General features: G+C 50.9%; 11 protein-coding genes. 9 read left to right on the forward strand and 2 right to left on the reverse strand.

The window, feature by feature from the left end; genetic code table 11:
* Positions 1–66: 66 nt before the first annotated feature.
* Genes Enr17x_RS14305 through Enr17x_RS14345 form a run of 9 tightly spaced genes read left to right on the forward strand, consistent with a single transcriptional unit; the run spans position 67 to position 14,355 of the window.
* Complete coding sequence (locus Enr17x_RS14305) at positions 67–1,092, forward strand: AAA family ATPase (RefSeq protein WP_145314022.1); 1,026 nt, start codon at positions 67–69, stop codon at positions 1,090–1,092.
* Entirely contained in the window at positions 1,070–2,053 is a 984-nt protein-coding gene (locus Enr17x_RS14310; RefSeq protein ID WP_145309809.1) for a DUF58 domain-containing protein, read from the forward strand. Before Enr17x_RS14305 ends, Enr17x_RS14310 begins: the two co-directional genes overlap by 23 nt.
* Before the next feature lie 37 nt (positions 2,054–2,090).
* Positions 2,091–4,232, forward strand: coding sequence for a BatA domain-containing protein (locus tag Enr17x_RS14315; protein WP_145309811.1), 2,142 nt, complete (start codon positions 2,091–2,093; stop codon positions 4,230–4,232).
* Positions 4,233–4,248: 16 nt separating this feature from the next.
* Positions 4,249–6,663: a vWA domain-containing protein gene (locus Enr17x_RS14320; protein WP_145309813.1), complete on the forward strand. Its 2,415-nt coding sequence runs from the start codon at positions 4,249–4,251 to the stop codon at positions 6,661–6,663.
* A 35-nt stretch (positions 6,664–6,698) separates the two neighbouring features.
* Complete coding sequence (locus Enr17x_RS14325; RefSeq protein WP_145309815.1) at positions 6,699–8,885, forward strand: hypothetical protein; 2,187 nt, start codon at positions 6,699–6,701, stop codon at positions 8,883–8,885.
* A gap of 53 nt (positions 8,886–8,938) precedes the next feature.
* Positions 8,939–10,399 carry a hypothetical protein gene (locus tag Enr17x_RS14330; RefSeq protein WP_145309817.1) on the forward strand — a complete coding sequence of 487 codons (1,461 nt, stop codon included), beginning with the start codon at positions 8,939–8,941 and terminating at the stop codon, positions 10,397–10,399.
* Positions 10,399–11,061 carry an OadG family protein gene (locus Enr17x_RS14335; protein ID WP_145309819.1) on the forward strand — a complete coding sequence of 221 codons (663 nt, stop codon included), beginning with the start codon at positions 10,399–10,401 and terminating at the stop codon, positions 11,059–11,061. The genes Enr17x_RS14330 and Enr17x_RS14335 overlap by 1 nt, the downstream gene beginning before the upstream one ends.
* 16 nt (positions 11,062–11,077) lie before the next feature.
* A complete protein-coding gene (locus Enr17x_RS14340; protein ID WP_198001154.1) occupies positions 11,078–12,892 on the forward strand; it encodes an NPCBM/NEW2 domain-containing protein in 1,815 nt (604 codons plus the stop codon).
* An 11-nt stretch (positions 12,893–12,903) separates the two neighbouring features.
* Positions 12,904–14,355, forward strand: coding sequence for a hypothetical protein (locus tag Enr17x_RS14345; protein WP_198001155.1), 1,452 nt, complete (start codon positions 12,904–12,906; stop codon positions 14,353–14,355).
* Between the two features lie 27 nt (positions 14,356–14,382).
* Here Enr17x_RS14345 and Enr17x_RS14350 read toward each other — a convergent pair whose 3' ends face one another.
* Positions 14,383–15,387 (reverse strand): site-2 protease family protein, encoded by a 1,005-nt coding sequence (locus tag Enr17x_RS14350; protein WP_145309824.1) that lies wholly within the window; start codon positions 15,385–15,387, stop codon positions 14,383–14,385.
* Positions 15,388–15,548: 161 nt separating this feature from the next.
* Positions 15,549–16,181, reverse strand: coding sequence for a CDP-diacylglycerol--glycerol-3-phosphate 3-phosphatidyltransferase (pgsA, locus tag Enr17x_RS14355; protein WP_145309826.1), 633 nt, complete (start codon positions 16,179–16,181; stop codon positions 15,549–15,551).
* Positions 16,182–16,314: the final 133 nt, after the last annotated feature.

The following is a 16,314-nucleotide window of genomic DNA, read 5'->3' on the forward strand; positions in this document are numbered from 1 at the left end:
GTAACCGGCCGAATAAGCGGGTAGAACGAGGAGTGAATCTTGTCAGAGATCAAAACAGCCCCAGATATGGCAGCTTTGGAAAAATTGAGAGCGGCCCAGGAACGAATTCGCGAACAGATTCGCACCGTGGTGATTGGTCAGGACGATGTCGTCGAGCAGTTGCTGGTCAGTATTTTAGCAGGCGGGCATTGTATTCTGGAAGGGGTGCCCGGGCTGGCGAAGACGTTACTGGTTTCGACACTGGCCAAAAGCCTTTCGCTGGATTTTGGCCGGATTCAGTTTACTCCCGACCTGATGCCCGCAGATATTACGGGAACCGATGTCATTTATGAAGATCGGCAGTCAGGGACGCGTGAGTTCAAATTCATCGAAGGTCCCATCTTTACCAATCTGCTTTTGGCGGATGAAATCAACCGGACGCCACCGAAAACGCAGGCTGCTTTGCTCCAGGGGATGCAGGAAAAGAACATTTCTGCGGGGACCAAACACTACCAACTCCCCCGCCCCTTCTTTGTGCTGGCAACACAGAATCCGATTGAACAGGAAGGGACATATCCTCTGCCAGAAGCGCAACTGGACCGCTTTCTGATGAAGATCATCGTCAAATATCCGACGCGTGATGAAGAGCGGCTGATCTACAAAACCGTGACCGGCGATGATCAGATCGAACCTGAATCAACGTTGACAGGAGAAGAAGTGCTGGAGCTGCAACATCTGGTCCGGCGCGTGCCGATCAGCGATTTTCTGGTGGATTACACAATGGACTTAATTCGTGCTACGCGACGCGATAGTGATGACGCTCCCGAATTTATCAACCGCTGGGTTCTCTGGGGCGCGGGCCCGCGTGGCGGTCAGTCACTGATTCTGGCAGGTAAAGCTCGAGCCGCTCTGTATGGACGGCCGGAAGTCACTGTGGAAGACTTGCAGGCGGTCGCGAAGTCTGTTTTGCGGCATCGCATTGTGCTGTCTTACAACGCCGAGTCGGAAGGTCAGACTGCGGATACCGTGATCGAAAAACTGATCGAAGAAACCCCATTACATCAGAGTGCGGCAGGAAAGGATGGACAGTATGAAAGAATACTTAAATCCTGAGATTGTCGGGCGGATCGCAGGAATTGGTTTCAAAGCACGGCAGCCGGTAGAAGGTTCGATAGCGGGCTTGCATCGGAGTCCCCTGCATGGCTTGTCTCCGGAATTTGCCGACTATCGCAGTTACACGCCCGGCGATGACTTGAAAAATCTGGACTGGAAAGCGTACGCGCGGTCGGACCGATTTTATATCAAACGTTTTGAAGAAGAGTCGAATCTGCGAGCGGTGTTTATCGTCGATTCTTCAAAGTCAATGGCCTATGGTGGGCCCGCATTTTCCAAATTCGATTGTGCGGCCTCAATTGCGGTTTCGATGTCTGCGGTTTTGCTAAAACAGAGAGACGCTGTCGGGCTGGCGATTCTGAATGATCGGGTGCAGCAGGATTTGCGAACCGGAAGTACACCCTCGCATCTGGCAAAGTTCATCGAAGTTTTGCAGCAGGTTGAACTGCAGGGAGAAACGGATATTGGGCCGGCAGTATCGCAAGTCGCCGATCAGATTCACCGGCGCGGAGTTGTGGTTGTACTTTCCGATCTGCTGACGCCCCTTGATCCCTTTTATGAAGCACTGGGAAAACTGCAGCACGCCGGCCATGAAATTATCGTCGGGCATATACTGCATCGCGATGAAGTCGAGATGCAGTTTAAAGATTCCGTGATCTTCAAAGACATCGAAGGCGAGGAAGAAATCTTCGCAGAACCCTGGGCCTTTCATAAGGCATATCAGGCGGCGATGGAAGAGTTCATCCAGGAAACGCGTCAGCGGTGTCAGTATTGCGGCATTGATTATCTGCAGATTATGACCGACGAAAATCTGGGGGGCGTCTTGAGTAGTTATTTGCATAACCGTCAGTTTGCTGGCGCGAAAACGCACCGGGGAAGGATGTCGTCCTTGGGCAGTCAGTCTGGTGATGATAATAAAACAGAAAGTGTGACTGCAAACTCCCCTGCCCCTGATCAATAAACAACACAAAGACGGAAAGAGAATTTCGAGATCCTATATGCAATTTCTGGCCCCCCTGTTATTGACGGGAACCGTGTTAGCTTCGGCTCCCATCATCATCCACCTGTTAAACCGACGACGGTTTATTCGCGTGGACTGGGCGCCGATGGAATATCTCAAACTGACGTTGAAAACGAACAAACGTCGGTTGAGGTTGGAACAGTGGTTACTGCTGGCAATCAGAACGCTGGCGGTGCTGGCGCTGTTTTTGGCTGTCGCCCGTCCGATCAGTTCCGGTACGAATCTCGCGGGATTCCTGGCGGTCGAAGGTCGCGCCAGCCGGGTGATTGTGATTGATGATTCTTTGAGTATGTCCTACCAGACGGGCGAACAGCCGGCGTTTGAACGGGCCAAAAATGCGGCCCGGCAGGTGCTGAATCAACTGGGTCCCCAAGATTCGGTTTCCGTCGTATTGGCTTCGAATCCGGCACAGCCTCTGGTAAGGATGAGTCATCTGGTAGAGAATGAACGCAATAAATTGATCGCGCGGATCAATGAATTGTCCAACTGTCAGATGGCCAGCCATTGGATTTCGACATTGGAAGATATTGACCGACAATTACGTGAATCAACGTTTCCCGTCAAAGAAGTCATCATCGTCACTGATTTGTGGGCGGCGGGTTGGACGGTGGAAGTTCGCGATCTGTTTGACCGTTGGTCGCAAGAGCAAGTCACCGTACGGTTCATCGATATCGGAGAAGAACCTGCGGGCAATCGGGTTTTGCATTCGCTCGAACTGGACAGCCGGATTGCGTTGGTGGATCAGGAAGTCAAATTGACGGCGGTGATTGAAAATGCGGGGGGCGAACCGTTGAAGTCGGGGCAGGCGTTGCTGACCGTTGACGGGAACGTGACGCCAGTGACCCTCCCGGAAATTCCGGCTGAGAAAACCGTCAATGTTCCTGTGAGTGTGCGCTTTGATCAGGCGGGGCAGCATGTGGTTTCATTAAGTATTCCCGCCGATCAACTTCTGGAAGACAATATTCAGCATAAAATTATCAATGTGCGTCAAATGGTGGATGTGGTGTTGGTGGATGGGGAGCCAGGGTTGAATCCCTTTGAGAGTGAGACCGACTTTCTGGCGTTGGCACTCTCCGCCGGGAATTCCAACTGGCAGGTCACGCAGGCGGAAAGTTCGACCTGGAAGACGCAACTGCTGACGGCTCCCGATTTGATTGTGCTGGCAAACGTGGATCAATTGTCGAAGGAACGGGTTAAAGAGCTCGAAGAACTGGTTTCTCTGGGAACCGGGCTGATGATTTTTGCCGGCGATCAATGTGATCTGGAACTGTATAACGAGCGGCTTTTTAAAGGGGGCAAAGGTCTCCTTCCCGCCCGGATCCATCAGATTAAAGATTTATCGTCACAAGGGCTGGTAATCGAACCGATTACCGATTCGCCGATTGAGATGCTGAAAGGGCTCACACCGGAACTGTTGAGCCGGGTCCGGCCTCGTCGCTTTGCGGATGTGGTGCTGGATCCCAACGCAGATCAGCAGCAGGTACGTGTGCTGGCACGGTGGAATGATGCGCAGCAGTCGCCGGCGGTGCTGGAGAAGCGCTTTGGGGAGGGACGTGTGTTGTTCTGGACCGTTACCGCAGACAAAAGCTGGAGTGACTGGCCGGCGGAAGCGAGTTTTGTACTGGCGATGCGCGTCGCGGCACAGGAGATCGCTGCGGAAATTCAGCGTGGCGAGAACTTAATCGCTGGCGAGCCGATTCACTTTGAACTCGAAACAATCACCGCGCCACAATCAGGCGAATTGATCTGGCTGGATCGGGAGCTCAGTCCGCGTGAGATCACCTTTGGATCAATCAATGAAACAAAAACGATGCTAAGCTCTCCCCCGATTCGCTTTGCGGGAGTGGTGGAAGCGTCGTGGCAGGATACACAGCTGGGTGATCAGTCACAGAAATTTGCGATTAACGCGAATGTAGAAGATTCACTGCAGAAAAAACTGAATGAGCAGGCACTGCAGCAGTTTTTGGGACGCATGCCTTTAAAACTGATTCGCTACCAGGGGAAAGAAATGGACCTGTCCACAGATGGGACCGAGCTGTGGCGCTATTTGGCTATAGTGTTACTGGGATGTTTAATATCAGAAAGTATGCTGGCGACCTGGATTGGTCGGCGGCGGTAAATAGAGAGATTCGAAATTGAATAGGTTTCTGGAAATCCTGTTTGGCGTTCAATCTTCGTCCTGGACCGAAGGCGGCCACTGGTCTGCGCAATGGGTGGGGATGCCGACGGGCGACTGGATGCTGCTGTTGATTGCCGGGATTCTAGTGCTCGTTGCTGGTGGCTGGTGGCTTTACAAACGGGATGCACAACAGGTTCCCGCTGGACGTCGCTATCTGTTGTATGCGATTCGGATTTCGATCCTGCTGCTGGTGGTGGCGATGCTGCTGGAGCCGATTCTGGTGCTGAGTAAAGAAGAAAAGATTCCTTCGCATCTGCTGGTCCTGCTCGATACTTCGCTTTCGATGTCCTTGAAAGATGCCTGGAAAGATGAAGAGAAGGCAATCGACGTCTCCCAGAAACTAGGGATGTCCGCCAATACCGATGCGCTGCGTCAAATGAACCGGATGCAACTGGCACAGAAACTAGTCAATGAACCATTTATCAAAGATCTTGCGGCTGACGGCACTCGGACGGTGCACCTGCATGGCTTTTCGGACAAGTTTGATCCGGAATCACTGAAGCTGTCTGAAGAATGGAAGACCGGCGGTACTGGGACGGCGATTGCCAGTTCGCTGCGTCAGGCGCTGCTGTCGTATACAGGAATGCCGCTCTCAGGAGTGTTGCTGATCAGCGATGGTCAGTCGACGGCGGGGGAACCGCCTGAAGAAGTGTTGCAGATGTTATCCGATGAAGGTGTGCCTCTCGTAACGGTCGGAGTGGGAACCACCGATGGACCGCGGAACGCTGCGATCAGCCAACTGGAAGCCAGCCCGGTGGTATTTGTGCAAGATACGAATGAACTGACCGTGCATATTGAGTCACGTGGCATGCAGGCCGAGTCGGCGACATTGCTGATTGAACAACGCCGCAACGGCGGACCCTGGCAGGAATTTGCACGCGAAGAGATCGTGCTGAATCTGGATGGTCAGTTACAGCCCAAAACATATCAATTCAGCGAAACGAAAACTGGTAAGCTGGAGTTTCGTGCAAAACTAATGAATACCGGTCCGGAAATTTCTCAGGATGATAATCTGGCCTCGGCTGAAGTCCGCGTGATCCGTCAGCGATTGAATGTGCTGTTCATTGCCGGTTCCACGTTTCCTGAAGTGCAGTTCCTGCGCAATACGTTTCTCCGTGATCGACAGATTAATCTCTCCTCCTGGTTGATGGCTGCAGATAAGACGTATGAGCATCCGGGCGATTTACCGATCCGTCGCCTGCCGGTGACCCAGGAAGAGTTGAATGATTACGACTGCGTAATTTTGTACGATCCCGATCCGACACAGTGGCCGGTGAACTTCCCTGACTTGTTGACGAACTTCGTTACCAAAGCAGGTGGCGGTCTGGTGTATATTGCCGGCGAAATGCAGACGGCCCAGATGTTCGATCGTCAGTCCGATCCTTCACTCAGTTGGTTGAATCTGCTGCCTGTGATCCGGGAACCGGGCTTGTTCCGGTCGCAGGTACAAATTCGCTTGAGTGCTCGTTCTCCCTGGAAGCTGGATGTGACCGATCAGGGGTTTCAGGATCCGATTTTTACCTTTTCCAGTGATCGGCAGGCGAATGAGCGTGCTTTAGAGAATCTACCTGGAATGTTCTGGCATTTTCCGGTCACAAAAGCCAAGCCGGGGGCGACGGTGCTTGCGGTGCACGCAGATCCTCGGATGCGAAATGAATATGGTCAGGAAGTATTGATTGCGTCACAACGTGTGGGACCCGGCTGGTCGATCTTTATCGGTTTCGACAGTACCTATCGCTGGCGTTATATGGATGAGCAGTTTTTTGATGGCTTCTGGGCGCGTGTGGTTGATCGTGCCGGTCGCAGTAAACAGTTAGGCGGAAATTATCCGTTTCGGCTTTCCACACCCCAGGCGACCTATCAGCCGGGGGGACAGGCAAAGATCGTGGCCCGTTTTCTGGATGAATCACAGATGGAGTCGGGTTTGCAGCGTTTGTATGGCGAAGTAGAACGTGGTGACGATCAGCCAATTCCGTTAACGTTGACCGCCGGCAATAAAGTCGGTGACTTTTCCACAACATTTCCGGTTTCCCAACCGGGAACGTATTTTGTGCGTGTCTGGTTAGGCGATGAAGCCGCCGGTGCGTCGGTCAAAGCGGCGACGTTGCCGATCAAAGTGGAATTTCCGAACAAGGAGCTGGAAAACCCGGCTCTGGATGAAGCGTTTTTGCAGACGATGGCGGTTTCCACGGGAGGCCGCGTGTATCAGATTTCGGAAGCAGACGAAATCGTCAATGCGTTCAAAATTAAACAGGTTTCCCGTTTACTGGAAGAGCGTCAGGAAATCTGGGATGCCCCGATATTTTATATCTTAATTTTTGGTTTACTGGTTTCCGAGTGGATTCTGAGGAAGTGGTGCCGCCTGATTTAACAGCGGCTATGACGTGTCACTGGAGTGAATTGTTTATGTCCCGCGTTCAGCAGACGAATGAGTTCGAAGCATTGCAAAACGCGATTTCCGGGAAACTGGAAACCGTGGGGAGTGCGTTGCGCCGGCATACACTGCTCGAAGCGACGGCCCGCATCTTGTTGGCGCTGTTGGGGCTGGGCTGTTTGTCACTGCTGTTCGACTGGTGGCTGGAACTGAGCCTGGTGGCGCGGGGACTGTATCTGCTGTTGGGCGTTGGTGTGGTTGGTTATCTGATCTATCAGTATGTCTATCTGCCTCTGCGTGTTTCACTAACGCCGATTGAAATTGCGAATTTAATCGATCAATCGAAGCAGGTTGAACCAGGACAGGCGATTGCGCCGCGTGTCGCCAGCGTGTTACAGCTGCCGATACATCTCGCGGAAGCAAAACAATCCGAACCGATGATAAAGCGGGCGGTACAGGAAAACTATCAGCGACTCAGTCAATTTCCATTCCAGGAATCGATTGATTCCCGGCATACCAAGTACTGTTTGCTGGCGCTACTGGCTGCGATTTTGATTCCGGTCTGTATTGTGGTCGCGCTGCCTGATGCGGCGCGGCTCTGGACACAGCGATGGTTGCTCGGTTCGAATGAACCCTGGCCGCGAAATACCCAGTTAACGGTGGTGGGGCTTCAGGAGGGACAGTGGATCATTCCACGTGGTGAAACCGCGACATTGCAGGTGCAAGCGGAAGATGAAGAAGAAACTACGGAAAGCGTGTGGCTGCATCTGCAAAGCGAAGACGGCGAGAGCGAAACAATCACGATGAACCGTTTTCAGGCCGGTGATTTCCGGTATGAAATGCCTCCTCTGCAGTTACCGCTGAAAGCCTATGCCTGGGGCGGCGATGCCGCGACCGAGTCGTTTGAGATTGTTCCCATTGATCGTCCGCGGATTACGGATTTGAAGATCAAAGCGACGCATCCTCGTCTGTCAGAACCATTTGTGTCACATTTTTCTGCCAGTGAGGGAAATGTGAGGCTGTTACCTCAATCGGAAGTCACACTGGAATTAACGACAAATGTCAAAGTCCGCCAGATTGACGTTGATTCTGAGGACGTTTCGTTACAATGGGAGAGTACAGATGATACGCATTTTCAAACAACGTGGACGCATGAAAAGCCAGTCAGTTTCAAGCTGACGTTGCACTCTGCAGAACATGAAATTAATTCGCATCCCCGACCTGTATCAATCGGTGTGCAGCCGGATCGTAGTCCACGATTGAGTTTTCGTTATTCAGGAGTACGGCAACGAATTACCCCCGAAGCGACGATTCCGTTTTCCATTATTGCCCGTGATGATTTTGGGGTTCGACTGGTGGGCATGACATCAATGCTGCCTTTCTCCGGAACCGAGTCAAAAGAGAAACCCGAGGCGGAATCCAAGCCAGATGAGCAGGAAGGGAAAAAGACAGATAATAAGACGCCCACGAAAACAGAGCACCAACAAAAATACCCTGTGTATGGCCCCGCTGATCCCGCGGTGGAGACGGTGATTGATGACGAACAACAGGTTTCGATTGCAGAGATGAAATTGAAGCCGGGCGCGGTGATCACGTTTCAGAGCCATGCGGAAGATAATTGTTATACCGGAATTCAGAAAACAAGTTCACGGCAACTTGTCTTTCGAGTGGTGAAACCGGAAGAGCTGTTTCGTGAAATTCTACTGCGACAACAACAACTGCGTTCCCGTTTACGAAAAGCTCGGGATCAGGCAGAGCAGCTAAGAGACAATTTAAAACAGGCGACGAGTCTGGAACAGGCGGCGGAGTGGATGCGGCAACATCAACTGGTCCGCCGCGAAGTGGGGCAGGTCAGCCATGCGTTGAATGGCTCTGTGGAAGAAATGAAATTGAACAAACTGGGAGGGGAAGAGACATACCAGTTGATCGAACAATCTGTACTCAAGCCTTTGGAAAGTCTGCATCAGCGGGAAATGGAGCAGCAAAGGCAGTCACTGGAAACATTACGAAGTGAGTCCCCTGACCCGATGGAGCAGATTACATCGCGTCAGGATCAGATATTGGAGTCGTTAGATAAAATCTTAAATAACATGGCACAGTGGGACAGCTTTATTGATGTCGTGAACCAATTGAACGCCGTGATTAAATTAGAACAACTCGTCAAAGAAAAGACCGAAGAACTTAAGAAGAAACAGGTCGATTCCATTTTCGATAATTAATTTGTGAAACCAGCCGTTGGTTTCAATGACCCCCTGTTATGGAGGTGAGGGAAATGCACAAAAGGCAAATCGTGACTGTGATGGGACTCGCGTTCTTCGTGGCCTGTTCAACACTGCTCTTATCGGCGAATGCCGCAGATAAAACAGAGACTGTCTCGAAAGAAGCAGGCAAATCAGCGGAGAAGATTGCGCCTCAAAAACGGATTCAGTTCGAGCAGGACAAAGCCAAAGCCCACATGCAGGAACTGGAAGAACGCATGTTTCGGCTGTCGAAACTGATTCAGGAATCGCAGCCTGAAGATGCGGCACGGCTCTTGTTAGGCTTGCGCAAAGCACGCGAACAGCTGATTTTGGACCGGATGGGCGAAGCTTCAAAGATGCTGGACAATCTGAAGCTGGATCAGGCCAACAAGGAACAGAAAGAAATTCTGGTCCTGCTGGAAGAGTTGAAAAAACTGTTGTTGACAGCAGATATTGGTCTGGAGCTGAAGCTGGAGCAACTGCGGAAACTGATTAACTCGCGCGAGACCTTGAATAAGTTGCTCAAAAAGGAAGAGCTGCAGCTTTCCAGTACGCTGGACCAGCAAAAGAAAGAAGGAAACAAAGAAGAGCTGAAGGCACTGGAAACGAGCGAACAACGCAATCAGAAATCGGCTGAAAATCTGGAACAGCAGTTGCGCGAGTTTGGCGCCGGTTCCAAGGGGATCTGCAATTCGCTGGCGGGAGCCGGTAAATGTATGGGGGGCGCTTGCAAAAGCCTGGGAGCATCCAAGCCGAAGCCCGCCTCCAAGAACCAGAAAAAAGCGATCGAGCAACTCAGCAAAGCGCAGCTGGAAACGAAAAAACTGGAAGATCAGCTTCGCAGTGAAGTCGAGGCATTGGTGCGTCAGCGGGTGATGGACCAGTTGCAGGATATGATCACACAGCAGAAGCAGATTCGAGATGTGACGACCAAACTGCAGGACCGTGTGGCACAGAAGCAGAAACAGGCATTGGCAGCGGTCAGACGCTTGTCGGTGTCGGAAGAAAAAATCATCGGTCTCTGTATGGAAGCGATTGAGCTTTGTGAATTGACTCAGTTCAGCCTGGTACTGCCGATCGCACTGGGAGCCGTTCAGGAACAGATGGAATTTGTCAATGAAGGATTGCTGCACAGTAAAGCCGACAAAGAGATGATCAACGATCAACGGCAGATTGAAAAAGATCTGCAGGCGCTATTGGATGCGATGATCGAAGCGTCGCGGCCTTCGAATAAACAAGGGGGCGGTCAATGTAAAGGTTGTAAAGGTAATCGGAATAAATTGCTGGCCGAAGTCAAAATGCTGCGTTGGATGCAGTATTCGGTACATCAACGGACAGAGAGATTAGATCAGCAGATCGATAAAAAGCAGATCTCGGAAACGGCGTTGCAGGAACGGATTAATTTACTGACGACGCGACAAAGAGAGATCGATACGATCACCGCCCGGTTACACAGTATGACCTGTCCTGATTGTCTGACAGGAGGGGAATAATGAAACGTATCTCATTTAAAATACCGATGCTAATCGTATTTCTGGTTTTGATTGCCTGTGGAGAGATTCTTTCGGGGCTGCTCATACAGCACGTCAATGGGGCAGAAACGGAAGCCTCGCCGGCAAAGGAAAGTGCCATTGAAGCCGTCAAGCCTCAGGCTGTGCCGGGGAAAGGTGCACCGATCACAGTTCCAGGAAAGAAAGATCATTTGTCGATGATCCGTGATGACGCGTGGCTGGAAGATCCGTTTAAAAATATTCAGACCGATGTGAAGTCCGTCATTACGGATTTTGATCAAGGACAAACGAAGCAACCGGTCAAAACAACACAGCCACGGATCATTTCGCGGCTGGATCTGCTGGTGGAGATGCTGGAAAAGCAGTGTAAGAGTGGAGGCGGAGCAGCAGGTGGGAATCCGACCCGGGCCGCGAATCAGTCGACACTGGGAAAAGGTCCCGGCGGTCAGGGGAAATTACGGGCACCGGACAAAAAAGGCCGCAACTGGGCTGACCTGACCCCCAAGCAGCGCGAGAAAATTCTGCAGTCTCGTACGGAAGGATTTCCTCCCGGGTATGAAGATATTCTGGCTGACTATTTTCGTCGTTTAGCCCGCAATCAAGGCGTGGAAAAGAATCAAACAACTTCTGAGAAACAAAAATAAGATGAAGCATTTGAAGATGGCTGTCACAACACGAACGTTTTTTCTCTCTGCGATGATCTGCGGACTGAGTCTGCTGGTTTGCGCTGTGAATTTCGCGGATGAGGTCACGCTGTATGACGGCAAAAAAATCACAGGGACAATTCGTGCGATTGACTCGAACGTGATGACGATTCAAACCGGCAAGACTTCGCAGAAAGTCAGTCTGTTTGATGTGACTTCGTATCAGTTTATTCCCCCGACATTATCACAGGACTTAAGTCAGCTCGTGATCGACGGAGAGAAGGCCAGTTATGCGACGGGCCCACGAACCGGCAAGGTGAAACTACGGAAGGGGTTTCATCGTTTCTCATTCCCCTACTATCACACGACGGGACTGGCTAAGCTGAAGATTACTCTTTCGGGTCCGAGCATGAAGAGTGCTGAAATTCCGAAAGAGATGTTGTTTCGCGTCAATACAGAAGTCCGTGCGATTTCATCCCAGGAATATAAGGTTGATAAAGAGGGCTACCGGTTGCCGATCAATCTCAAGAAACCTGAAAGCGCGGTTGCCTATCGATTGATGGAATGGAGTCCACCGCAGGAAGTCAATTCCATTTATGAATTGAAATATATTCCCGTCAAGAAATATGGGACGAGTCCTCGTTTGGCGATGCTGACCCGCAGAAGCGCGATCTATTTTGGGATTGTGTATGAAGGTGTCATCAAAATTCCGCGGGATGGAGAGTATACGTTTTCAGTCGAGACAGATAAGAACAGCAAATTCAAGTTATTTGTGGGGGCTTACCCTCGGGAACTGTACAAACAGGCAAAGCCAATTCAAAAATCAGGCTGGCGAGTGACATTTTCACAACAGGGTGAACTCCTGGGAAATATCAAGGAGTGGAATCAGGAGCGCGCTGTCTTCAGTATACTGGCGGCTGAAAAAACGGTTGAGGTCTCGTTAAAACCAGAATCGCTCCATGAAATATGGAAGATTCAGACCGATCCGAAAAAAGCAAAACAGCCGGATCGGAAGGGAGAGCCTGCGACAGAAGATTCTGCCTATGTTTCGACAAAAGACGGAAATATTCAGCGGGTGACTGGTGAAGTCGTAGGGATGAATGAAACCAGTCTGCTGTTTCAATATCAGGGACAACAACGGGAAGTGAACCTGGATCGTGTGGTAGGTCTGGTGCTACATAAAAAGCGTATCAAGACAAAGTCAAACATGGCGTTACAGAGTCTGGTCGGGCTGATTGGTGGCACTCATATTCCAGGTGAAGTGCAGTTAGATCAAGGAGCGTCCGTGTTAGTCAAGATGCCTTGGGGGGGATCACTGACACTCAGACGAGACTATCTGGCGACCGTGAAAACGGTTAATGCCCGATCCGTTGCGCTGACCGAACTGACTCCTGAGACGGTGACACAAGTTCCTTTTTTTAATCAGCTGTATCCGTATCGGGTCAATCAGTCTTTTGCCGGCAAACCTCTCAAGGTGGGGACTCAGGTCTTTTCGAAGGGGCTGTGCGTGCATTCGAAAACAGAACTGGTTTATACGCTAGACAAGAATTTTGAAAAATTTTATACGGTTCCCGGGCTGCAAGCAGAAACGGGACAGCTTGGCAACGTGGCTGTAAAAGTCGTTGCGGACGGGAAAACACTTTATGAACAACCGGAATTTACCAGTACGACCAAGCAGGCACCTTTAGATCTGGATGTCACAGGTTGCCAGACGTTGACTCTGATTGTGGATTTTGGAAAAGGTCAGGATGTGGGCGACCGTTTTGTCTGGGGCAATCCCCGATTGATTCGAGCCGCACCAAAAGAACTGACGGCGAATAAAACGGAATGAAGATAAGTAATATGAATTGGTTTGGTTCTGCTATGACAAGACAACGTCGATCTCAATTTCAACAGAATGCAATTTTCCCAGGGCGGTTCCGCGGGCGTCTCAGCAGTCTCTTGGTGTTTGCCTGTTGTCTCGTTGGTCTGTTTTTTATGCCCGATCTGACCGCGGGAGAGCAAAAGGATCCAACAGCGCCTCGTTTGATCGTGCGGGATGTCAGCGTATTTCTGGTTTCAGCGCATGGCAAGAAGCTGAACGATGCGGCCCTGTTTCGTTCGACAACGCCCGGCTATATGTTGTCGCGCAGGTTGAGTGCGGATGCAAGTGAAAGTGATCAGCCTGCCCCGCTGGGGTTAATCACCTTCGAAGGGCCGCCTGTAAAAGATATTGATGTGCTGGTGGAATTTCCTTCCGGCCGCTTTTTGTCACATTGGCCTACAGCACGGATTCAATCAAAGCGGATCTACTGGCGCGCTCAGAATTTATCAAAAGAGAACACGCTTAGTATGCAGATTCCAGAGTCGCACTGGCTCAGCCATTTGCAAACCGCGGACCGCCTGTTTGTAAAAGGGATTGATAAATGCGAACGTTTTATTTTGTATGATGTGGAACTCAATCATACGCCGCGCATCACATTGAGCCATACGAAAGACGGATTTCAAATTCAGAATCAAGAAGCGTTTCCACTCAAAAATGTAACGGTGGTGCAACCGACTGACAAGAAAACGGACTGGAGACTGGCGACGGTTGACCTGGTTCCCAGCCCTGAAAAAACAGAAAAAAAGCCTGTTGCCAAGCCAACTGAAGCTGCGAGCACTAAAAAAGGCGACCCCTTATCGGATGAAAGCCTGACGAAGAAAGCGAAAGTGGAACAGGCGAAAGAAAAAGCGAAGCAGTTGGCGGCTTTGGGGAATAAGTTAAAAGAAGTAGGAGTCTTGCCAAGTGTGAGCGTTCCGGCAGCCAAAGCGGCAGAGAAATCAGCGACTCCGTCGCTCCGGAAGGCCCCACCAGTTGATGTGCCGTTCCAGAGTGCAGCGCCTCTTTCGCGGGAACAGGTGTTGGCGGAATGGGAGAAAAAGCTAGAGACACTGGATTTAGGACAGCCTGAAATTACACATGTCCTGAAAATTCTGGGACAGCATGCGTTCCGCGAAGATCAGGCGACGATCGTCTATTGTATGGATGAAAGCTATCTCGACAAAATCCTGCCATTGGAGATTACGCCTTTTCCTGATGTCGTACGCAGGACGGCGATTGTGATTCTGTTGGATGCGGACCCAGCATTGCTCAAACGCATTGATCAACTGATTGTGCAGCTTGGTGATCCCAAGTGGGAGAAGCGGAATGAAGCGCAGAAAAAACTTGAAGAATACGGGAAAGCCGCCCAGGTTCAACTGCAAAAAGCGACGAAAAATAAGGACCTGGAAATTGTCTTTCGTGCAGAGCAGATCCTGGAGAAGATCAAATAGGTCTGCGTTCACTTCACCACAACTGATTTAATGAATAATGATTGGCGTGATCGTGAACCCGATGACGAAAAAAGCCAGGGTCAGGCAGCCAATCAGAATTCGCATGGGGCCGAGCGGAACGGAATCATCGGCGGTCGGCGGGTGTGTGATGCCGAAGAAGACCAGCAACAGGATGATCAATGAGTAGCCGTAATCGTTGGAATAGATCATATAGATGATCCCCACGCTCAGAAACAGTCGCGCGATGAGATTCGCTTTTGGGCCGAGCATGGTGTAAAGAATGTGGCCTCCGTCGAGTTGGCCTATGGGGAGCAGGTTTAAGGCGGTGATGAAGATGCCGACCCAGCCGGCGAACAGCATGGGGTTCAGCAGCACATCCTGATTTTCTGCCAGTGGTCCGTGGACCAGTTCAACCATCCATTGCAGGATTAAAGGCTCTCCATAGCTGTATGTTCCCGCCTGGTTGGTAACAGTGATGACTTCAGAATTCAGCACGCCCCAATAGGCAAACGGAATGGCGAAGACGAGCCCGGCAAGCGGTCCGGAGACGGCGATGTCGAACATCTGTTTGCGGTTTGCGATGCCGCCCCGTTGCAGGATCACAGCGCCCATCGTACCAAAGGGACTGATGGGCATGGGGATAAACAGCGGTCGCGTAGCGGGGATATGATAACGCTTTGATTGCAGGTAGTGCCCCATTTCATGGGACAGTAGAATCAGCATGACCGGGCCGGCGTACGAAAATCCATTAGTGAGAAAAGTGGACCAGCCAACGTGTTGAATGAAACCGTACAGATCCCAAAAACCATGGGGAGTGGGAATAAAGGGTTGATGATTCGAGCCGCCCACGATCATCGTACTTAAACAGGTGAATATGAACAGAACCAGCGGAACGCGACTGCGTGGTACGCGTGCGGGAACTGGTTGAACGGGCCTGGTATGAGAAAAATCATTGGCCTCAGTCTGGTAGTCGCTCGGCTGCACAATAATGATATTGTCAGAGGGCGGTTGAGGGATATTTTCGTCAGACATAAGTCCAGATCTAAAAAATGAGAGTCGAATGATCGGATATTCGTATTTTATACTGCAAGATTGACAAAAATGAGTGGGATTTTCCGTCGATTTCGGAGAATTTTCTATCCTGGTCTATCTCTTGAAATCAGATGTCCGAATTCAGTACTTTCGCATGATGTTTATCGGAGCGGTGCCTGTCGAAGCATTTGGGCTGCTCGGAATACGTAATCGATGCCGCTGTATAATGTAATCAAAGCAGCCGACCAGATCGAAATATCCCTGAGAAGGATAAAGGCAGATGTATTAAAGGGAGATTCCAGACTCAATGAGAGCAGACTCAAAACGACGGCAACGCACTGAACGCCCATTTTGATTTTTCCGCTCCAACTGGCAGAGAAGTCGCGTCCATGACGTTCGAGAAAGCCGCGTAGACTGGTGATAAACATTTCGCGACCGATGATAATCAGCACAAACCAGGCATTGATGCCGGTTGCAGGACCGCGTTCCAGCAGAAAAATAAACGCCCCGCAGATGATGATTTTATCCACGAACGGGTCGAGGATACGGCCCAGAGTCGTGACCTGATTGTATTTTCGTGCGAAATAGCCGTCCAGGAAGTCTGTTGCCGCGGCGAGAATGAACAGGGCGGCGGAGGTTTTCCACCAGCCTTCCAGGTAGATCATCACAAACAGGACCAGCGACAGCACCAGGCGGCTAAGGGTGATCAGATTAGGTAAATTCCAGATTTCCGGTCCTAATAACTCGGTCCCTGAACCGGCATCCTCGGATTGGTTTTCCGATGTTGAATTCATATTAAGTAAAACGTTTCAGATGAAAATGAATAAGATAAAATATTCGCGTCGAGTAAAAACGCAAGGCGACCCGCGTGAAACGCCAGCACGCCCCCGAATTCACCATAGGCCAGACTCAACCCAGGCGCCACGA

The organism is Gimesia fumaroli (genome assembly GCF_007754425.1).
GTDB classification, from domain to species: Bacteria; Planctomycetota; Planctomycetia; order Planctomycetales; family Planctomycetaceae; genus Gimesia; species Gimesia fumaroli.